Raw genomic sequence first — 17994 nt, 5'->3', positions numbered from 1 at the left:
TCCAAAAAATGGCCGATCCGGACCACTTGTCCCCTTTCGCATAGTTATTCCTCCATCGCAGCGCCGCGCCTCGTTTGGCGGCGCTTCAAGAAGTAGACGCAGAGGCGGCCGCGTTCTTACAGAGAGGCTTTCTTATGGTGCCCGAAACCACCCACGCCGGACTTGGAAGTGTAAGTTGATCACCGACCGCTCGTCTTTGGGAACACAATCATTCAAGACCTGAGAGGCGGTATGACCCAGAGACAACGAGGAAAATCAGCGCGTCACGAACTTGGTTTGCGTGCATTGAAGCCGGCCTTGCGCGCCGTCGTGAAGGCTGGTCGACTTACAGTCATCGGTGCTCACGCGACGCGACTGGTCATCGATTCGGGTGCACCAGGGCCCTCGGTTGCGATCAAGCTTCATAGCGCTGCGCTGCCGTTCAAGCTTCTCTCGCGCCCCTCGCTTGCGCTCGGCGAGGCCTATATGGATGGGTCCCTCACTGTGGAGGGCGGATCCATTCGCGATCTCCTTGCAATTGTTACTTCCGGGCTCGACGGACTTGATGAATTGCCGATCGAACGCCTCCGCGCACCGCTCGCGCGCATAGCCACCCGTCTCACAGGCAACCGGCGCCGTAAAGCGGCCAGAAACGTCGCGCGTCATTACGACCTTTCGAACGAGTTCTATGCACTCTTCCTCGACGAAGACTGGCAATACTCGTGTGCCTATTTTTGCGAAGGTTGTTCCTCGCTAGAGGACGCTCAAGCCGCAAAGCGCTCCCATATTGGTCAAAAGCTGATGGTAGGTGAAGGCATGAGCGTCCTTGACATTGGCTGTGGCTGGGGCGGCCTCGCGATCGAATTGGCAAAGCAGGGCGCGGCCGAAGTGTTAGGCATCAGCCTTTCGCAAGAGCAACTGACGCTGGCGCGCCAGCGCGCCGAGGAGGCTGGGTTTGCAGAAGAGGCGCGGTTCGATTTCTGCGACTACCGCGACCTTCAGGGTGAATTCGATCGTATTGTCTCGGTAGGCATGTTCGAACATGTCGGTCCCGCCAGCTACGGGTCCTTTTTCAGAGCCATCGAAGAGCATCTTGCTCCGGACGGGGTCGCCGTCGTCCACTCGATCGGGAGAATGGCTCCCCCGGGCGGAAAGGATCCCTGGGTCGACAAGTACATCTTTCCCGGCGGCTACATCCCGTCGCTGTCAGAGACCCTGTCCGTCGTCGAGCGCATGGGCCTGTGGGTTACCGATATCGAGATCCTGAGGCTGCACTATGCGGAAACGCTGGCGCATTGGTACGAGCGCTTTCAATCGCGCCGCGAAAAGGCGCTCGAACTCTTCGACGAGCGCTTCTGCCGGATGTGGGAGTATTATCTCGCCGCCTGCGAAATGATGTTTCGCAATGGCAATCTTATGGTTTTCCAGCTCCAGCTTGCGCACAAGCGGGACGCGGTCCCGCTGACGCGTGAATATCTCTACGCCCCACGCGATCAAAGCGCCGTGCCGCGCGATGCAGGCGGGAACCATTTGCGCTGCAGCTGCTCAGCTCGCTCGCGTTTGCTTGGGACGTCGAACTCCGAAGGGGTTCCACCGATGCGCTACGATGGTTCGTCGACCAGCTGAGGTTGAACGGCAGAACAAAGGCACGTCCGGTAAGAGTCGAGCCGCTTGTGAGGGTGCAATTCGCAAGCGGTTGCGAAGCACAGCATCTGCGGTGCTGCCAGCGATGCGAAATTAATTGCTGATCGAAAGCATTTGTACGACCCGTCTGCGTAGTATCGCCGAGCCAACGGTTCGAAACGAACCCACGCTTCGGATCGCGCCCATCCGTGCCGTGCCTGTTCTGGCATTTGAACTGCTCGCACGAGCCGCGGCAGATTGCCTCAGCGGCGCTCTCCCATCAGGCGAAGCAGGAACAGGAACAGATTGATGAAATCGAGATAGAGCGTCAGGGCGCCCAGTACGATGGCCTTGCCGCGAAACTCGGTCTGCCCGACCTGGAAATAGATGTTTCTGATCTTCTGCGTGTCATAGGCAGTCAGGCCCGCGAAGATAAGCACGCCCAGACCGCTGACAATCAGGTCCATTGTCGAGGATTGGAGGAACATATTGACGACCAGGGCAACGAGCAGGCCGACAACCCCCATGATCAAAAAGGCGCCCCAGGCCGATAGATCTTTCTTGGTTGTATATCCCCACAGGCTCAGGCCGCCAAAGGCAGAGGCGGCGGCGAAAAAGGTCCGGGCGATGCTCACCCCGGTATAGGCGAGGAATACGGTCGATAGCGACACGCCCATGAGTGCCGCATAGCTCCAGAACAGCGTTTTCGCGGTCCTTTCCGAGAAACGATTGATCCCAAATCCCAAGGCAAAGACAATGGCCAGGGGTGCAAAGATGGCGATCCAGCCCAGCACCGTTGGCGCGCCGGTAGCGGAAAAGAAGATCTCGCGAATGCTGGCGGTATTCGCGACCCAAAGTCCGACGATACCGGTAAGAAGCAATCCGCTCGTCATGTAATTATAGACGCCGAGCATGTATGATCGCAGCCCCGCGTCAAACGTCCCCGAGGGAACCGATTGAGGGGTAGAGGCGCGATCAAAGCTTGTCGCGGATCGGTGGTCTTCCATAAGAAGAATTCCCTTTCTTGCGCGGATCGGCACCTCGCGGCCCGATCGTTAGTCGTGGGTATAGGTAAAGTGCGCCGTGACGGCGGGGACCCGGTGCATTCTTGGCGGCGTATTCTTGGACGGGGAGGATTGCATATGCGGGGGGCGTTCGACCTCGATCCCGATCCGGTATTTGATGCCGCGTTGGAATGTCGTGAAACCACCGAAAGTGAGCGCGCCGGCGACGGTCATGGGTTCCAGACGGATCGTTCGCTGCAAACCGCCGGGCTCGGTGATATGCGCCCTGACCTTCGCATCGGTTATCCGGGCGCCGGAAGCCTCGTCGAAAACGGCCGCAACGATATGCATGCTGTGCGAACCGGCGGGCACGCCGCCGTGCATCCTCGCTTCGGGGTGGCTCTTGGCGTGGCCGCGCACTGTCGCGGCAGGCACCACGCCCAGATACATCACTAACCCGTCCGCGGTCCTGACACCATCGACCACCCCTGCGTGACTGTTGGTCGGCGCCATGACCGCTGCGAACATACCTGCCGCTGCAACCAGCGCGATTGCTGACCGAATGTGTTTCGAAATCATATCGGGCTCCATTTGCGTGAAAGGTAAGACGCATGGGGAGGACGGAAATTACATCGCGCGGGCGAGCGGCATCGGGACTGCGGGGTCCGGAAAACGCGGTATCGCTCTTGCCCGCCTGCGCCAAGACGCGCTTGGGTCTCATGTTACAAGCGATGGACGTTCGCGCCCGAGGCGTGCCGGAATTTCGGCCAGACTGCCTGCGGCAAACGAAAGGTCGTTCAGTACTTTTCGGGCGTCTTTATCGTGCAACCACGCACGGGCCTCATACCGCTCCAGATAAATCCGCAATGTCGCACCCCCCGTTCCCGTGCCGGAGAGGCGGTAGACGATGCGAGAGCCGTCTTCGAGCAGGACCCTGATGCCCTGGCGTTCGGCCACGCTGCGGTCGACCGGATCGGTATAGCTGAAATCGTCGGCCGTGCTGACTATCGACCCGGCGAGCCGCTTGCCAGCCATGTCGCCGACCTGATCGCGCAAGGCGTCCATCAGCGAGTTCGCCGCGGCGGCGTCCACAGCTTCATAGTCGTGCCGCGCATAGAAATGACGCCCGTACCGAGCCCAATGATCCTTAATGATGCGGTGTACCGGCATGCCGCGAACGGCGATGATCGTGAGCCAGAACAACACCGCCCACAGGCCGTCCTTCTCCCGGACATGGTCAGACCCGGTCCCGAAGCTTTCTTCGCCGCACAGCGTGATCCTGCCGGTGTCGAGCAGACTGCCGAAATACTTCCACCCGGTCGGCGTTTCGAAACAGGGAATGGCGAGGTCTTGCGCGACACGATCGAGCGCGCGGCTCGTCGGCATGGAGCGCGCGACACCGGTGAGACCGCTGCTATAAGCCGGGACGATATGCGCATTTGCCGCAAGCACGGCGAGACTGTCGCTTGGCGTCACGAAGATTTTGCGACCCAGGATCATGTTGCGATCCCCGTCGCCATCCGAGGCGGCAGCAAAATTCACGGCGTCCTGCCCGAACATGAAGTCGACCAGGCTCCGGCTCCGCACAAGATTGGGGTCCGGTTTCGCCCCGCCAAAATCCGGTAAGGGCTTTCCATTGATGACGGTTCCGACCGGCGCACCGAGGCGCTCCTCGAGGATTGCTCGCGCATAAGGTCCGGTGATCGCGTGCATCGCGTCGAACCGCATTTTGAAACTGGTGCTCGTCAGCAATTCGGCGAGGCGCTCGAAATCGAACAGCGTCTCCATAAGTTCCGCGTAGTCCGACACCGGATCCACCACCTCGACCTCGGTCTCGCCAAGCGAGACCTTACCCAATCGATCGATGTCGATGTCGGGCTCGTCCACCAAGCGATAGGCGACTATCCGTTTGCTACGCGCGTAGATGGCCCGCGACAGAGTTTCCGAGGCAGGCCCTCCGTTCGCGGAGTTGTATTTGATCCCGAAATCACCTTCGGGTCCACCGGGATTATGGCTGGCCGAGAATATCAGCCCGCCATCGGCACCGCGCTTTCGGATAAGATGGGAAGCTGCCGGCGTGGACAGCAGGCCTGCTCGGCCAACGACGAGATGCTTGTAGCCATTCGCGGCCGCCATCCTGCTGGCTGTCTGGATAGCCTCGCGATTGAAGAAGCGGCCGTCTCCGCCGATGACAAGCGTCCGGTTCGCGCCTCCGCCGACCGTCTCAAAAATCGCCTGCAGGTAGTTCTCGAGATAATGCGGCTGCCTGAATATAGCCACCGGTTTTCGGAGCCCCGAAGTGCCTGGACGTTGATCATCGTAGGGGCGCGCGGGCATGGTCAGGACGTTCATCTGCGATCCTTGTAAAGCGGCGTTGAACCTAGAGCGGACGAGCGCTTTCCTGGAGTGCTCGCATTCACCGCGCTAAAGCCCCGCCAGTGCCAGCATTGCTGACGCGCCTTTTTCGGCCTCGTCGGCGTGCTGGCGCATCATCGCAAAGAGCTCACGGCCCAGCCCTTGCTCGTCCCGCGGCGGCAGGGCGGGTTCGCGGTCGTTCCAGTCTTTCTCGCTCACCAGGGCTTCGACCACGCCGTTATCCGCAGACAGCCGCACCACGTCGCCGTCGCGCAAGCGCGCGAGCGGACCACCAGCATGCGCTTCGGGCCAGACATGGATCGCCGCGGGCACCTTGCCCGAAGCCCCTGACATACGGCCGTCCGTGACAAGCCCGATGCTGAGCCCGCGGTCCTGAAGGACGCCCAAAGCCGGCATGAGCTTATGCAGTTCGGGCATCCCGTTCGCGCGCGGCCCCTGAAAACGCACGACGATCACCATGTCGCGGTCGATTTCCCCCGCCTCGAATGCGCGTAGCACGTGATCCTGGTCCGGGAAGACCCGCACCGGCGCCTCGATTGTCCAGCGTTCGGGGGCGACCGCGCTCGTCTTCATCACACAGCGACCGAGATTGCCGGTGAGGAGCCGGATCCCGCCATCGAGCGAAAACGGTGCCTGAGCGGTTCTCAAAATGCTTTCGTCGCGGCTTATTGTTTCACCGCTGCGCCATACAAGTTCATCGCCATCTAATGCCGGCTGCTTTGCATAGGCACCGAGATCGTTCTTCCAGACGGTCAGGACATCTTGGTGAAGCAAACCTGCCTCGAGGAGTTCGCGAATGACAAAGGCCATTCCGCCTGCCGCTTGGAAGTCGTTCACATCGGCACCGCCATTCGGATAAATCCGGGCCACGAGCGGGACGACCGTGCCCAACTCCTCAAAATCGCTCCAGTCGATCTCCAGGCCAGCGGCACGGGCGATGGCCGGCAGATGAATGGTGTGGTTGGTCGAGCCGCCGGTTGCGAGCAGACCCACGGCAGCATTGACGATCGCCTTTTCGTCGATGCAATGCGCTAGCGGACGGTAATCCTGGCCCTCAGATCCGATCTCGGTAATCCTGTGCACTGCAGCGCGCGTAAGTTGCTGCCGCAGCTTCGTGCCGGGATTGACAAACGCAGCGCCCGGCACGTGGAGGCCCATCACCTCCATCATCATCTGGTTGGAATTGGCGGTGCCGTAAAATGTGCAGGTGCCAGGGGCATGATAGGAGGCGCTCTCGGCTTCGAGTAGTTCGTCATGCCCGATCTTTCCTTCGGCGAAGAGCTGGCGAATGCGCGCCTTTTCGCGGTTTGGCAGTCCTGACGGCATCGGCCCGGCGGGCACGAGGATCGCAGGCAGATGTCCGAAACGGAGCATTCCGATCAACAAGCCAGGCACGATCTTGTCGCAAATGCCGAGGAGGAGCGCGCCTTCGAACATCGCGTGACTGAGCCCTACCGCGGTGGCGAGCGCGATTGTATCGCGGCTGAACAGCGAGAGCTCCATGCCGTCCTGGCCTTGGGTGACGCCGTCGCACATCGCCGGTGCGCCGCCCGCGATCTGCGCTGTCGCGCCGACCTCGCGGGCAAAAATCTTGATTTGTTCGGGGTAGCGATAATAGGGCGCATGCGCGGAGAGCATATCGTTATAGGCGGTGACCACTCCGATATTGATCGCATGGGCGCCCGCAATGGTCTGCTTGTCCTCGCCCGATGCGGCAAATGCGTGCGCCAGATTGCTGCACGAAAGCGCGCCTCGTCGCGGGCCGGCATCCCGCTGACGGTCAACGAAGGCGAGATAGGCGTCGCGTCGCCGCTTCGAACGGTTGGCAATACGGGCAGTAACGGCTTCGACGACAGGGTTCATGCGCGGTCCCTCCGGGACGTTTGGGAAATGCCATGAGCCGTGGCATGTGGTGTCTGGCTGTGCATTTCCTTCATTGCTGTTGCTCGCTTTGACGGCGCGACTGGATGAGGATTTGAATGGTCAGCAGGAGGGCCGCTGCAAGGATGATGGCTGCCGGAAGGGGAATATCGCCGAGCACTCGCGGACCCCGATCGGCCAGCATCAACGCTGCCGAGGCGAGGTAGCTGCCGAGCGCGGCAATTGCCAAGGCGACCTGCCTGACAGCATGGTCAAGCCCGCTTCCAGGGGCGAGAGATCCGATCGGATGCCCCGCCGCCCCGGCGGGAGCCCTTTGTAGCCACCCGGCGCCGATTGTGGGCGCCCGCCGGACCAATCGGGCGATTTCCCATTCGAGCCGGGGGGTATGGAGATTGCCGATAGCCGCGCTGCGTCGCTCTGCGAGCAACCGGTTTCCGGTCGCCTGCAATACAAGCAGCAGGTCCGCCTCGGGGTTGAGCTTGCGCAGGGTGCTTTCTGCCGTGAACACAGTACGGACCAGGGCGGCCAGATGCGGCGGCAAGCTGAGTGTCCTGTACCCCGACAACCGTCCGATATCGAGCATGGTCTTGGCAAGAGACCATTCCGACATGGCGGCGCCCTGCAGCTCCGCCAGGATACCGTCCACGCCGCGGGTAAGTGCCGCGCGGTCGGCAGTGACCGAAAGGAGACCGAGGTCGATCGCCGCATCGGTGAGCCATTCGGAATCGAGGTAAATGAACGCTGCCACAAAACCGAGCAGAGCCTCGCGGGTGCCAATGTCGAGCCTGCCGACAGCTCCGAAATCGTGCACGCACAGACGCCCGTCCGACATGATCAGCAAATTGCCCGGATGCGGGTCGGCATGAAAGGCACCAAGAACGAAAAACTGTTGCAGATAGAAATCGATGAAAGTCTCGGTGAGCGTATTGCCGCGCTCGATGGCCTCGCGCTCATCCAGCGGGGTGCCCATGCTGCGCTCCTGCGTAATGACGGAGGCGTCCGACATCTCGTCGACGACATCGGGAATGTAAACCGTCTCAGAATCAGCGAAAGCGCGGGCGAACAGGCGGATGTTGCGCGCTTCCTGCCGGAAATCGGTTTCCCTTTTCAGATTGTGCGAAAGCTCCTTCGCCAGTGCCGCCGCGCGGTGACGTCTCAGCGCAGGTATGACATGCTGAAACAGGTGCACCAATATGAGCAGAATGCGCATATCTCTTGCAATTTGCTCGCCCACTCCGGGCCGGAGGACCTTGACGACCACTTCGCGTCCGTCATGCAGCTTTGCGGCGTGGACCTGGGCTACCGAGCCCGCGGCCAGAGGGTCGCGTTCAAAACTGGCAAAGGCCGTTGCTGTGTTCGCGGCCAATGACTGCTCGATGATCCTTACCGCTGCATCGGCAGGGAAAGGAGCGGCCTTGCTTTGCAGGTTCGAGAGGCTCGCGGCCCAGTTCGCATCGAGGATATCGCGGCGCTCGCTCAGCGCCTGACCGAGCTTGGTGAAGGTCGGGCCGAGATTTTCGAGACGCCGCGTGGTCCTTTGCGGAAGCGTGGTCATGCGCCGACCGAACCCCATCCGATTCAGCATCATTGCGCTCAGCACATCCAGCAGGAGCCGGGTTGCTGTCCACATGATCTGAATTCCCCGGATTATCATAGCCCGCTCTGACCTCTTGTGTCCTCACCATGATTGGACGCTCGAAATGCGGGTGGATTACTGTGCGGGGCTGGCCTGAGAAGGAGAACCCGCGCGGCGAAGTTGCTTCACTGACCGAGGGGTATTGCCGCCCAAGGTCTGCTCGCCGGTAGCGGCGTTTGTAATCAAGCGCTGCCAAAGGCGTCCATTCTCTACGCATTGACGATATTATTCGCGGCCGCGTCGATCGGTCGCGTTTGCAAAGACTGGAGCCGGGGAGACCCCATGAAATATGCGGAAATGATGGCGCAGCTTGTGGGTGGTGCCGGTTTTGTAGCGGCCCTCGACCAGTCCGGCGGCTCGACACCTGCTGCCCTTCAGGCCTTCGGCATCGACGCGGACCGGTATTCCGGCGAGGACGAGATGTTCGCGCTTATCCATGGATTGCGCGTGCGGATCATGAAAGCCCCATGCATCGATGGGCGAAGGGTGCTTGGCGTCATCCTTTTCGAGCGCACTATGGATGCGCAGATTGACACCGTACCGGTGCCAGAGTTTCTCTGGCGGCGGGGGATCGTGTCCTTCGTCAAGATCGACCAAGGGTTGGAGAAAGACACAGGCGGCGTCCAGCTCATGAAACCCATGCCGGATCTCGAAAGCCTGCTGTCCCGGGCGCGCTCAAGGGCCGTTTTTGGCACCAAGATGCGTTCGGTGATCAACGTCGCATCGCACCAGGGGATCGGCGACGTCGTGCGCCAGCAATTCGAGCTGGCCAACCATGTCCTCGACCAGCGACTTGTGCCGATTATCGAACCGGAAGTGAATATCGCAAGTGCAACGCGCCAAGAGTGCGAGAGTATCCTTCTTGCCGAACTCAGTAATGCGCTCGATGGGCAAGCCTATGGCCGCCGTGTGGTACTGAAACTCTCGCTGCCGGTTTCGGACGGGCTTTACGCGCCCCTCGTTGCCCATCCCAGCTGCGCGCGGGTGCTCGCCCTTTCGGGTGGGCTCTCCCAGGATGCCGCTTGCGCCGCGCTCGAAAGAAACCGCGGGATGATCGCGAGCTTCAGCCGGGCTCTGTTGCAGGATTTGCGGGCGCACATGCAAGATCAGGAATTCAACGATGTGCTCGGGCGCGCCGTCGAGCGCATCTACCGGGCTTCGACAGTCAAGCGTTTGGCCGATCGATAAGACGCCGCCAGTCCAACACTAGCCTAGATCCCTTATGCCTATTCTGCTCTAGTGCGCGAGAATCATCGGGATCGGGCTGTGCAGGATCATCTCCCGGGTGACCCCACCGAGTATGGTTTCCCGGATACGCGAGTGCCCATAGGCGCCGAGCACGATGTAAGCCGCCCCAACATCGTTCGCCGCAGCCACCAACGCTTCAGAGATCGATGCATCTTCGGCGGGTTGCCGCCGGGTCTGCGCTTCGATGCCGTGTCGTGCAAGATATTGCGCAAGTTCGTCCGGCGACGAACCTTCTTTGTCCTCGCTGACGGTTACGATGTGGACCTCAGCAGCATCGCGCAAGAGTGATCGGCTCAAGCGAACGGCATGCCCGGCTTCGGCGGATCCATTCCACGCAATGATCGCATTCCCCCTGGGCGCGAACCGCTTTCCGCCGAGCGGTACGACGAGCGAAGGAGACTGGATATGAACGACAAGATCGGCGACGAGCGGCGCGGCTCGCGGCAGGACGGCATCTTTCTGCTCAGGCTGACTAATGACCACCAGATCGGCCAGCGTCGCGTGCGCAGCCAGCGCCTGTCCTGCGGAACCCTCGACGCGGCGCCATTCCCACTCAACGCCTTCTTGCGCCAGGCGGCTCTCGATCAATTGGCGATCTTCATTTTCCGCATCGCGAACCGATTGCAACGCTTCGGGCGAAATATAGCTTGCACCATACGGATCACCGATAAAAACATAGGAATTCCAGCTTGTGGCTTGCAGACAGATGAGGAGGCCCTTGTGATCTCGCACGAGATCGATCGCCGCAGCCAGGCGGCTGTCCTGTCCGGCGTCGCGATTGACGTGCAGCAGCACTGTTTTCATTTGTCTCATTCCCTTCCTGTAACCTTGCGAGCTTCGGCAAGCCGCCCGGCGCTCCGCTGGCGTGACGCATATCAGGCCACTCTTGGCAGATGCCTTGCGTTCGCCCCTGCTGGACCTGATCCAAAAGGACGCCGGAAGCCCGCGCGACTTACACTTTTCGGCGGCGCCTTTCGCTATCTCATTGCTGCTATGTAAGCCTTCGCGCGCCATTCCGTCCCTAATGGAGGGAAGCGCGCGCGGTTGAGCCGCGACTTCGCCCCATTCCTGCAGCAAGGAGCAATAGTCGCATGTCGGTTCCGCAAACCCTCGATGATCTGGGCGAAATCGCTGGCCAAATTGCGCTGGTCCGGGTCGACTTCAATGTACCAATCGGAAACGACGGCGCGGTCGGTGATGATACGCGCTTGCGAGCGAGCTTGCCAACGGTGATGGCGCTCAGAAGGCGCGGCGCGGTAATCCTTTTGCTCTCGCATCTTGGTCGTCCCAAAGGAAAACCGAACGCGGCATTCTCGCTCGCGCCGGTTGCCAAAACCTACAGCTCCCTGCTCGGAGACGAGGTTCATTTTCTCGAAGACTGGACTGGCCCGGGAGCGCAGCGCGCGGTTTCCGAGCTGGAGGCGGGCGATGTTGCCTTACTGGAAAACACCCGCTTCTACGCAGGCGAAGAAAGCAACGATCCCGAGCTTGCAAGCGCGATGGCCGACCTTGCGGATTTTTATGTCAACGATGCGTTCTCGGCCTCACACCGGGCGCATGCATCCACGGTGGGAGTGGCAAGACTGCTGCCGAGCTATATGGGCCGCGCCCTGGAAGACGAGATCGGGGCGTTGCAATCGGCGACCGGGCTCGGGCGGCGCCCTTCCACCGCGATTATCGGCGGCGCCAAGATCTCGAGCAAGCTCAACGTCCTCGAGCAGCTCAGCACGAAGGTGGATAACCTCATCATCGGCGGAGCGATGGCGAACACCTTTCTTGCCGCGCTGAACAAGCCAATCGGCAGATCGCTCGCCGAGCGGAACCTCGAGGATGCAGCGCTACGAATTCTGAAGAGTGCCAGTCAGGGAAAGTGCCAGATCCATCTGCCCCAGGACGTCATGGTAGGCAGGGAACTGACGCCGCATCCCCTTTCGCTGCGCACGGCCCTGGTCGAAGATGTCGCCGCCGATGAGATGATCCTTGATCTGGGGCCTCTCACTGTCGCGAAAACTCTGGACGTGCTGCGATCCTCGCAGCTGCTCATCTGGAATGGCCCGCTCGGTGCATTCGAGACGCCTCCTTTCGAGACATCGACTTTCGCGATCGCCCAGGCGGCCGCCGAGCTGACACGAAAGGGATCGCTGACCTCGCTTGCCGGTGGCGGTGACACAGTTGCGGCCCTCAACAACAGCGGTCTGACTGCGGACCTCACCCACGTGTCGACTGGAGGCGGCGCATTTCTCGAATGGGTAGCTGGCATCGCGCTGCCCGGTCTGCAGGTCCTTACCTGACTGGGCCTTGAGCGGTATCTGGGTTCGGCGATCTTCCAGCGGGATAGATGTCGAAACGGGACTGCGGCGAGCAACGGTGCTGACAAGGACGGCGGGACGGAAGGCGTGCGCCGGCGCGATTTTATCCATATCGCGCCCGTTGCGTTCGCGGGAACCGGTGCCGCAGCAGCCGTCTGGCCGCTTATCGACAGCATGAACCCATCGGCCGACGTGGTTGCACAAGCTACGATCGAAGTCGATTTGCAACCGATTGAGCCAGGTCAACGTATCACTGTGAGCTGGCGCGAGCAGCCGGTATTCATCGTGCGGCGCACAGCTGAAGAGATCGCGCGAGCCAGAGCCGACGATGCCTCTTCAGGGCTGATCGATCCAGAGACGGACGCTGCGCGCGTGCAGCGACCAGAGTGGCTTGTGGTGGTGGGCGTCTGCACGCATCTTGGCTGCATTCCGTTGGGACAGGGAGTGGGTGAAAATCGCGGAAGATATGGGGGATGGTTTTGTCCCTGCCACGGGTCAATATACGACAACTCCGGACGCGTGCGGAAAGGGCCGGCACCGAAGAACTTGGTCGTTCCGCAATACGTGATCAGCGACGATCTAAAGCTCTCGATCGGCTGATGAACTTGGGGGTGAGCCGGGCCGCATCGAATGCGAGCAAGAAATGCACCGACGACATCGGGGAACTTCGGAACTATGCAAAGTGCCCCGCATGCCAGGCAATGCACTTACACCTTTAGAGAATGCCCACCGTCCGTAGCCCCTTTTTCTCCAGTCTGCCTGCGCTGGTGCCGAGACGAGCGCGGACCAGGCTGAAAACCCTGAGCATCAATCCCCTTCGGTGAAACCATAGCAGCCAGCTCACCCTTCTTAAAAACTAGCGCACCGGCTCGCCCATTGGGGGGGAGGGTGAGACGGCGGTGTCTCTACGCAGAAAGAACATCAGGACGATCACGCTCATCGCCGCGGCAAAGAAGCACCAGACCGATATGAACCAAGTGAGATAGAACGCGCCTGCCGCAAGAAAGGAGACGATTGCTCCGACCCCAAACCAGTTGACCCAGCGATGGCTGGATAGCAGCGGGCTGACACAGGTGCCCAAGACATACAGTGTCATAACGATGCCAACGTAGAAGTGGGGGGATTCGTAGTCGATATGACCGTCGCCGGCTGTCGCGACGATTGGCAAGCGGATAAGGAAATAGAGCAAGTAGAGCCCAACCAGGGTTCCGCCAATCGCCGTCGCCATGAGGGCCTTTCGGCGCCAGGCTACCCTCTCGAGCATATAAACCGCCACCGGGACATAGATCGGCCACAGAACATGCGAAAAGATCGAATAGAGATAGGTCAGAACTGTCTTCAGCACCGGCGCCTTGTCAGGAAATGTCAGCCAAAGTGCGCCCTCGATCAATTGCTGGACGCCAAACAGAATCGGAATCAGCGCGTAGGGTCTCTCGCCGCTGTTGCGCGCCATTCGCATTGTGAAGGCACCGGTTGCCAACAGCACGGTGCCGGCGGCGAAACTCGCTGTGGCGGAAAAACACATACAATCTAACCTCGCTGATTGGACGCCCGAATATTTCTTCGTGCACCCATATTACACACGGGCCAAGTACCAAGCTTGCCGTGCGCTGTAAGTATGATTTCAGCTCGACCATGGTCTCGCTCGCAAGTACGGACGTTTGTGCACCGCGAGGTTTACAAGGCCCAGGGGAAAAAACGGCACACCGTACGCAGCGGTAGCTGCATAGGATGGCAAAAAAGCGCGAAGTAACAGAAGCATCGCTAGTCCGAAGGGGCGAGCAATCAGGTGGTAGCCAAGGCGCAGGAGTATCCCGTCGCTGGACCTGCGCATCCCACCATTGTGGGCACCGGGATGGAAGGCTATCGCTTAACCTACTATGCCAGCGCGTCTTTCCGCAATCTTTGTGATGCTTCTTTGGGCGTCCTGCTATCCGCTCATAACGGTCGGTCTCGATAGCGCGCCCCATCTCACCTTCGCCGTGCTGCGCGCGGTTCTTGCAGGCACCACGTTACTGGCGGTCGGTATCATTCTAAGAAAGCCCTTTCCGCGCGATGGAAGCATCTGGGGATGGATCATTCTTGCCGGTCTCGGCATGACGGGGCTGGGTTACTACGGGATGTTCCATGCTGCGGAGTTCGTTTCGCCCGGCCTTGCAACCGTCATCGCCAACAGCCAACCCCTCATCGCGGCAGGCCTTGCCTTTCTTTTTCTCCGTGAGCGCCTGTCTTCCAAGGGCTGGATCGGGTTATGGCTCGGCTTTGCGGGAATCCTCATCATTGCTGGCCCGCGAATTCTCCAAGGTCCGCTGGCGCTCTCAACCGGCTTTGCATATGTGCTGCTTGCGGCCTTCGGCGTTGCCGTGGGCAACATCGCCATCAAGAAGCTCTCGGGGCGCGCCGACGCAGCGATCGCCATGGGCCTTCAACTCCTCATCGGCGCTGTCCCGCTCGCGTTTCTGGCTTTGCTTACCGAAGATCAGGGCCAAATCGACTGGTCGCCGGTTTTCATCGCGAGCCTGCTTGGGTTGGCGATCCCAGGTACAGCCCTCGCATTCTGGCTGTGGCAATATACGCTCGGCAAAATCGAACTCTCGAAGGCTAATGTATTCAGCTTCCTGGTGCCCGTTTTCGGTTTAACGATCGGCGCTGCCTTCTTCGGTGAAAGGCTTACACCCCTGATCATCATGGGCACAGCAATTGCAACCGCGGGCGTATGGCTGACGACCATAAAGTCATCGAGTGACGTTCAGCCGAAAGCGAAAGGAGCGAGGGACGGGCGCGCATAAGGGATGCTCTTCGTGAAAAAATCAGGTGGCGATGGGCTGCAGCAAAGGGCGGGCGATGACTTCGTTGGCGGATGCTAAAGCTAAAACTCCTCAAGCGCGCTCGAAAGCCTGGGCAAACGCGTCGCCAGGGCCGCAGCTATGCAGTCATGAACAGGTTCGGCGAAGTCCACCGGCATCGCTTCGCGCGCTACCGTCGGCGCATCACGTGCGCGGTCCATCAGTTCGTTGATGGCTGCACGCATGAGGCCTTTGCCAAGCCCCGCTGACTTGCCCGACTGGACAAAATGCCGACCGGTCACCTCGTTCAGCCGGTAGTGACGGTTGGTGCCTGCGGACATCGCGAGCCGGAACCTGTTCTGCGCAATCTGGTCGGAGTCGACGGCCGGTTGGGCCGAGAGCACATCGTAGAAGGGGGTCAGGCTGTAGCGTCCGCCGGGCTTCAGGAAGATACTGAAATTCTTGGCGTGCCCGTCCGTTGCACCAATGAGCCAGAAGAGGATCTGGCTCTTGAAAAAGGCGGCTGCGTCGGCTTGCGGATCGTCAGCACCGCGCAACAGGCCGAAGATATCCTTCATGTTCGGGCCGCCATCGCTCTGATATTTGTGCGTGGGCGGATAGCCGAGTGCTTGGCAGCAGTCCTCTTGCGGCAGACGCAGGATTTGCTTGGCGTTGCGCCAGTGCCTGTCGAACCGTTCGACGACGAGAACTCGGCGCTGGCCGACGGTCGCGATCTCTGTCGCTGCGACCGACAGGCCGAACGCCTTCATCAGCGTCATGCAATAGTGCTCGTTGTCGACGCTGTTCGACATGTCGATCATCCCGTCGGCGATGGGTATCTGTCCAAGTTGCGGCTTCAGGATGTGAGTTGTCGGGGTCACACCGGCCGGTCGGTGCCATTTCCCATCGATTCGAAGCAGGGCCGTCTTCTCCTGCGCGCCGGCAACCGAGATCCTGAATTCCTGTTTCCGATCGACGCCAAGTGGAGCCCGTGCGAGATCGGCGAGAAGGGCCTCGACTTCGGTGTCGCTGACCGGTTCGCTTTCGATGTCGGTACTCTGCGCCTGATCTGCGCCTTCGGGCAGGAACTGCATGGCACCGACGCAGTCGCGTCCGATGGCTTCGAGTAGGCTGTAGAAGTCGGTGCCCTGAGCGCCCATGCGCTCGGCTACGCGGCGGCGTACTGCATCCCTGTCCGGGAGAAGATTGTCGAACACGGCGATGACCGGAGCGCCACGATAGGCCGCCGGGGTCAGAGGCAGCGAGAGCGACGCTGCGAAGCGGTGCTCCCAGGCCAGCCACTCTTCGGAATACCGGAAACTGATTGCACCGCTCGCCGCCTTTTCGAGGCGGCCGACCTGCCTGCCGTTGATAAGTACATCGAGGGGCGCATGGGTCTTTTTGCGCGCCATTTAGAAGACGTCCTCAATTGAGGCGCCGTCCTGCTGACGCGGCACGATCTGAAGATCGAGGCCGAGGACTGCGATGACACTGATGAGCGTGTCGAGCTTTGTTCCTTCGCTTCCGTTCTCTATTGCCGAGATGGTTTTCTGCTGCGTCCCGGCGAGTCTGGCGAGCTCGGTTTGGGTCAGGCCCTTGCCGAGGCGATGGGTCTGGATCACGGCTCCGAGTTGACTGGGAAGCCTGACGATCTGGCGCATAGCATACCTCCACGCTCCACTATACCGCCAAGGGTATAAAATGGCAATATACCTTTTGGGGAATAAATCGCCCTTATTCCCTGGGGGGTATGCTGCATCCGATCGCCACGAGAGATCCATCAATGGTGCCGGCCAGGCGAACCTCGCGTAGGAGAGAGGCGTCTTGAACAGGATGATCCGACCCGTGTCGGCGAGTCAGGAACCGGACTTTCGTTTCCCCCTAAGCCATCCGATCCTTGGTAGCCTGTTGGCCAGCAGAACAAATCCCGAAAGGGCAATGAACGTACCTACGATACCAAACAGGAGAAGCCACCAGCTGTTGATGCGGTCGCGCTGTGTCCAGTCCATGATGTGAAGGCCCCAGATGAAATCGAAGAGCCGCCAGGTATCGCTTCGCGCTGACAGGACCGTTCCGCTCGAGGCGTCGATATAGACGCGCGTCGCGTCGCGATCGTCATAGGTGATCTGCCAGGCCGGGAAGGGGCCCCTGAATTCGGTCCCGACGTCGCGTTCGACAAGCCGCGCGCCGGCGACCGAAGTCTCCGGGCCTATCCAGGCGCGGCGAGCGATCGCGCGCGCTGTCGCGGCCGAAATGGGGGACAACAAGCGTCCGCTATGCGGATCATGCAGCGTGACGCCGCCATCCGCTCGCCGCACTTCGGTCACCACCTTGCCGTCGAGAGCACGTGTGGCAACCGAAACCACATCATCTTGCCTTTCCAGCCATTCGGGTAACTCGGCCCCGGCAGGCAATATTTGCGCAGCGCGGGACACGATATGCTCCGAGCGTACCTCCTCCAGATCGAGAAAGGACATCAAGGCACCGGTGCCCATCCACAGCAGAACTTGCGCCCCGATCAGGAGCGCCAACCACTTGTGGAGCTTGCTGCTAAAGACATGCAAGCGCAGTTTGAGGGACCGCGAGGCCAACTGTCTCGCCGCTCCGTAGCGGGTCAGGGCCGCCGCGGCGCGCGCGAGGAGGAGTGGTACTGCACGATCTTCCAGCCCGATTCATCGTGCGAAAGGACCGAGGTCGCGACCCCGTCACGCTCGATCACGCGCCCGTCCTCGAGCTCGATCCGGTAGCCGTAGGTTTCGTAGCCATAGGCCATATGGCCCTTACGGGTCATCGTCAGCGTCGGGTCGGTGAAAGTAAAGCTCGTGATCGCATCGAGCTCGGGTCCGAGATGGTGCTCCATGTAATTGGCGAAACTCCCCTCGGACTTGCCGTTCTCGAAGATCGCGGAGGCTTCCGCGAACAGGGCCGACATGCCTTCGGCATCGCGCGACACCAATGCGGCGCGATAAGCCTCGAGAATATCTTCAGCGCCCGACACATCTTCGCTGGCCGAACCTGTCTTGTCGGAATGATGTGTCCCATGTCCGGAATGGTCCATGTCCTGCGCCGCAGCCGGCACTGGCGCCGCAGCAATAGCTAGCGCAACTACCGGCACTCGCAATAAAGTGTTCATCATGTCAGTTTCTTCTCCC

General features: G+C 60.6%; 16 protein-coding genes. 5 read left to right on the top strand and 11 right to left on the bottom strand.

Annotation, left to right across the window (positions count from 1 at the left end; genetic code table 11):
* Positions 1 to 231: 231 nt before the first annotated feature.
* Positions 232 to 1605 (top strand): SAM-dependent methyltransferase, encoded by a 1374-nt coding sequence (locus tag KCN53_RS10315; protein WP_082134960.1) that lies wholly within the window; start codon positions 232 to 234, stop codon positions 1603 to 1605.
* A gap of 260 nt (positions 1606 to 1865) precedes the next feature.
* Here the strand turns inward: KCN53_RS10315 and KCN53_RS10310 are convergent, their stop codons facing one another.
* The 5 genes from KCN53_RS10310 to KCN53_RS10290 all read right to left on the bottom strand — a co-directional run bounded on the left by KCN53_RS10310 (position 1866) and on the right by KCN53_RS10290 (position 8493).
* Positions 1866 to 2516, bottom strand: coding sequence for a Bax inhibitor-1/YccA family protein (locus tag KCN53_RS10310; protein ID WP_082134961.1), 651 nt, complete (start codon positions 2514 to 2516; stop codon positions 1866 to 1868).
* A gap of 141 nt (positions 2517 to 2657) precedes the next feature.
* Positions 2658 to 3185, bottom strand: coding sequence for a hypothetical protein (locus tag KCN53_RS10305; protein WP_047824225.1), 528 nt, complete (start codon positions 3183 to 3185; stop codon positions 2658 to 2660).
* A gap of 138 nt (positions 3186 to 3323) precedes the next feature.
* Positions 3324 to 4958, bottom strand: a complete 1635-nt coding sequence (locus KCN53_RS10300; RefSeq protein WP_088712499.1) for an alpha-D-glucose phosphate-specific phosphoglucomutase — start codon at positions 4956 to 4958, stop codon at positions 3324 to 3326.
* A 72-nt stretch (positions 4959 to 5030) separates the two neighbouring features.
* Positions 5031 to 6845 carry a phosphogluconate dehydratase gene (gene edd / locus KCN53_RS10295; RefSeq protein ID WP_088712500.1) on the bottom strand — a complete coding sequence of 605 codons (1815 nt, stop codon included), beginning with the start codon at positions 6843 to 6845 and terminating at the stop codon, positions 5031 to 5033.
* Between the two features lie 70 nt (positions 6846 to 6915).
* A complete protein-coding gene (locus KCN53_RS10290; RefSeq protein WP_207790607.1) occupies positions 6916 to 8493 on the bottom strand; it encodes an ABC1 kinase family protein in 1578 nt (525 codons plus the stop codon).
* A 288-nt stretch (positions 8494 to 8781) separates the two neighbouring features.
* Between KCN53_RS10290 and KCN53_RS10285 the strand changes: the two genes are divergently transcribed.
* Positions 8782 to 9687, top strand: a complete 906-nt coding sequence (locus tag KCN53_RS10285; RefSeq protein ID WP_047822114.1) for a fructose bisphosphate aldolase — start codon at positions 8782 to 8784, stop codon at positions 9685 to 9687.
* 48 nt (positions 9688 to 9735) lie between these two features.
* Here the strand turns inward: KCN53_RS10285 and KCN53_RS10280 are convergent, their stop codons facing one another.
* The gene (locus tag KCN53_RS10280; RefSeq protein ID WP_158246583.1) at positions 9736 to 10551 is read right to left on the bottom strand and encodes a universal stress protein; all 816 of its coding nucleotides are present in this window, start codon (positions 10549 to 10551) and stop codon (positions 9736 to 9738) included.
* A 287-nt stretch (positions 10552 to 10838) separates the two neighbouring features.
* On the opposite strand from KCN53_RS10280, the gene KCN53_RS10275 reads away from it, so the two are divergent.
* Positions 10839 to 12038 (top strand): phosphoglycerate kinase, encoded by a 1200-nt coding sequence (locus tag KCN53_RS10275; protein WP_047822117.1) that lies wholly within the window; start codon positions 10839 to 10841, stop codon positions 12036 to 12038.
* Positions 12039 to 12143: 105 nt separating this feature from the next.
* On the top strand, positions 12144 to 12656 hold the full coding sequence (petA, locus tag KCN53_RS10270) for a ubiquinol-cytochrome c reductase iron-sulfur subunit (protein WP_199797721.1): 513 nt from the start codon (positions 12144 to 12146) through the stop codon (positions 12654 to 12656).
* A gap of 256 nt (positions 12657 to 12912) precedes the next feature.
* Here the strand turns inward: petA and KCN53_RS10265 are convergent, their stop codons facing one another.
* Positions 12913 to 13581, bottom strand: coding sequence for a DUF6629 family protein (locus tag KCN53_RS10265; protein WP_088712504.1), 669 nt, complete (start codon positions 13579 to 13581; stop codon positions 12913 to 12915).
* 355 nt (positions 13582 to 13936) lie between these two features.
* Here KCN53_RS10265 and KCN53_RS10260 point away from each other — a divergent pair, with 355 nt between their 5' ends.
* Positions 13937 to 14845: a DMT family transporter gene (locus tag KCN53_RS10260; RefSeq protein ID WP_047822741.1), complete on the top strand. Its 909-nt coding sequence runs from the start codon at positions 13937 to 13939 to the stop codon at positions 14843 to 14845.
* Between the two features lie 80 nt (positions 14846 to 14925).
* On the opposite strand, the gene KCN53_RS10255 is transcribed toward KCN53_RS10260, so the two are convergent.
* The 4 genes from KCN53_RS10255 to KCN53_RS10240 form a co-directional block, all read right to left on the bottom strand.
* Positions 14926 to 16254, bottom strand: coding sequence for a type II toxin-antitoxin system HipA family toxin (locus tag KCN53_RS10255; protein WP_047822743.1), 1329 nt, complete (start codon positions 16252 to 16254; stop codon positions 14926 to 14928).
* Positions 16255 to 16503 (bottom strand): helix-turn-helix domain-containing protein, encoded by a 249-nt coding sequence (locus KCN53_RS10250; RefSeq protein WP_046904105.1) that lies wholly within the window; start codon positions 16501 to 16503, stop codon positions 16255 to 16257.
* Between the two features lie 195 nt (positions 16504 to 16698).
* Positions 16699 to 17406, bottom strand: coding sequence for a PepSY domain-containing protein (locus KCN53_RS10245; RefSeq protein ID WP_263435097.1), 708 nt, complete (start codon positions 17404 to 17406; stop codon positions 16699 to 16701).
* A gap of 50 nt (positions 17407 to 17456) precedes the next feature.
* The gene (locus tag KCN53_RS10240) at positions 17457 to 17978 is read right to left on the bottom strand and encodes a YybH family protein (protein WP_082134994.1); all 522 of its coding nucleotides are present in this window, start codon (positions 17976 to 17978) and stop codon (positions 17457 to 17459) included.
* Between the last annotated feature and the right edge of the window lie 16 nt (positions 17979 to 17994).

Origin of the sequence: Pacificimonas aurantium, from assembly GCF_020092905.1 — a bacterium.
GTDB lineage: Bacteria > Pseudomonadota > Alphaproteobacteria > Sphingomonadales > Sphingomonadaceae > Pacificimonas > Pacificimonas aurantium.
This window is presented reverse-complemented; position numbering and strand designations above follow the sequence as displayed.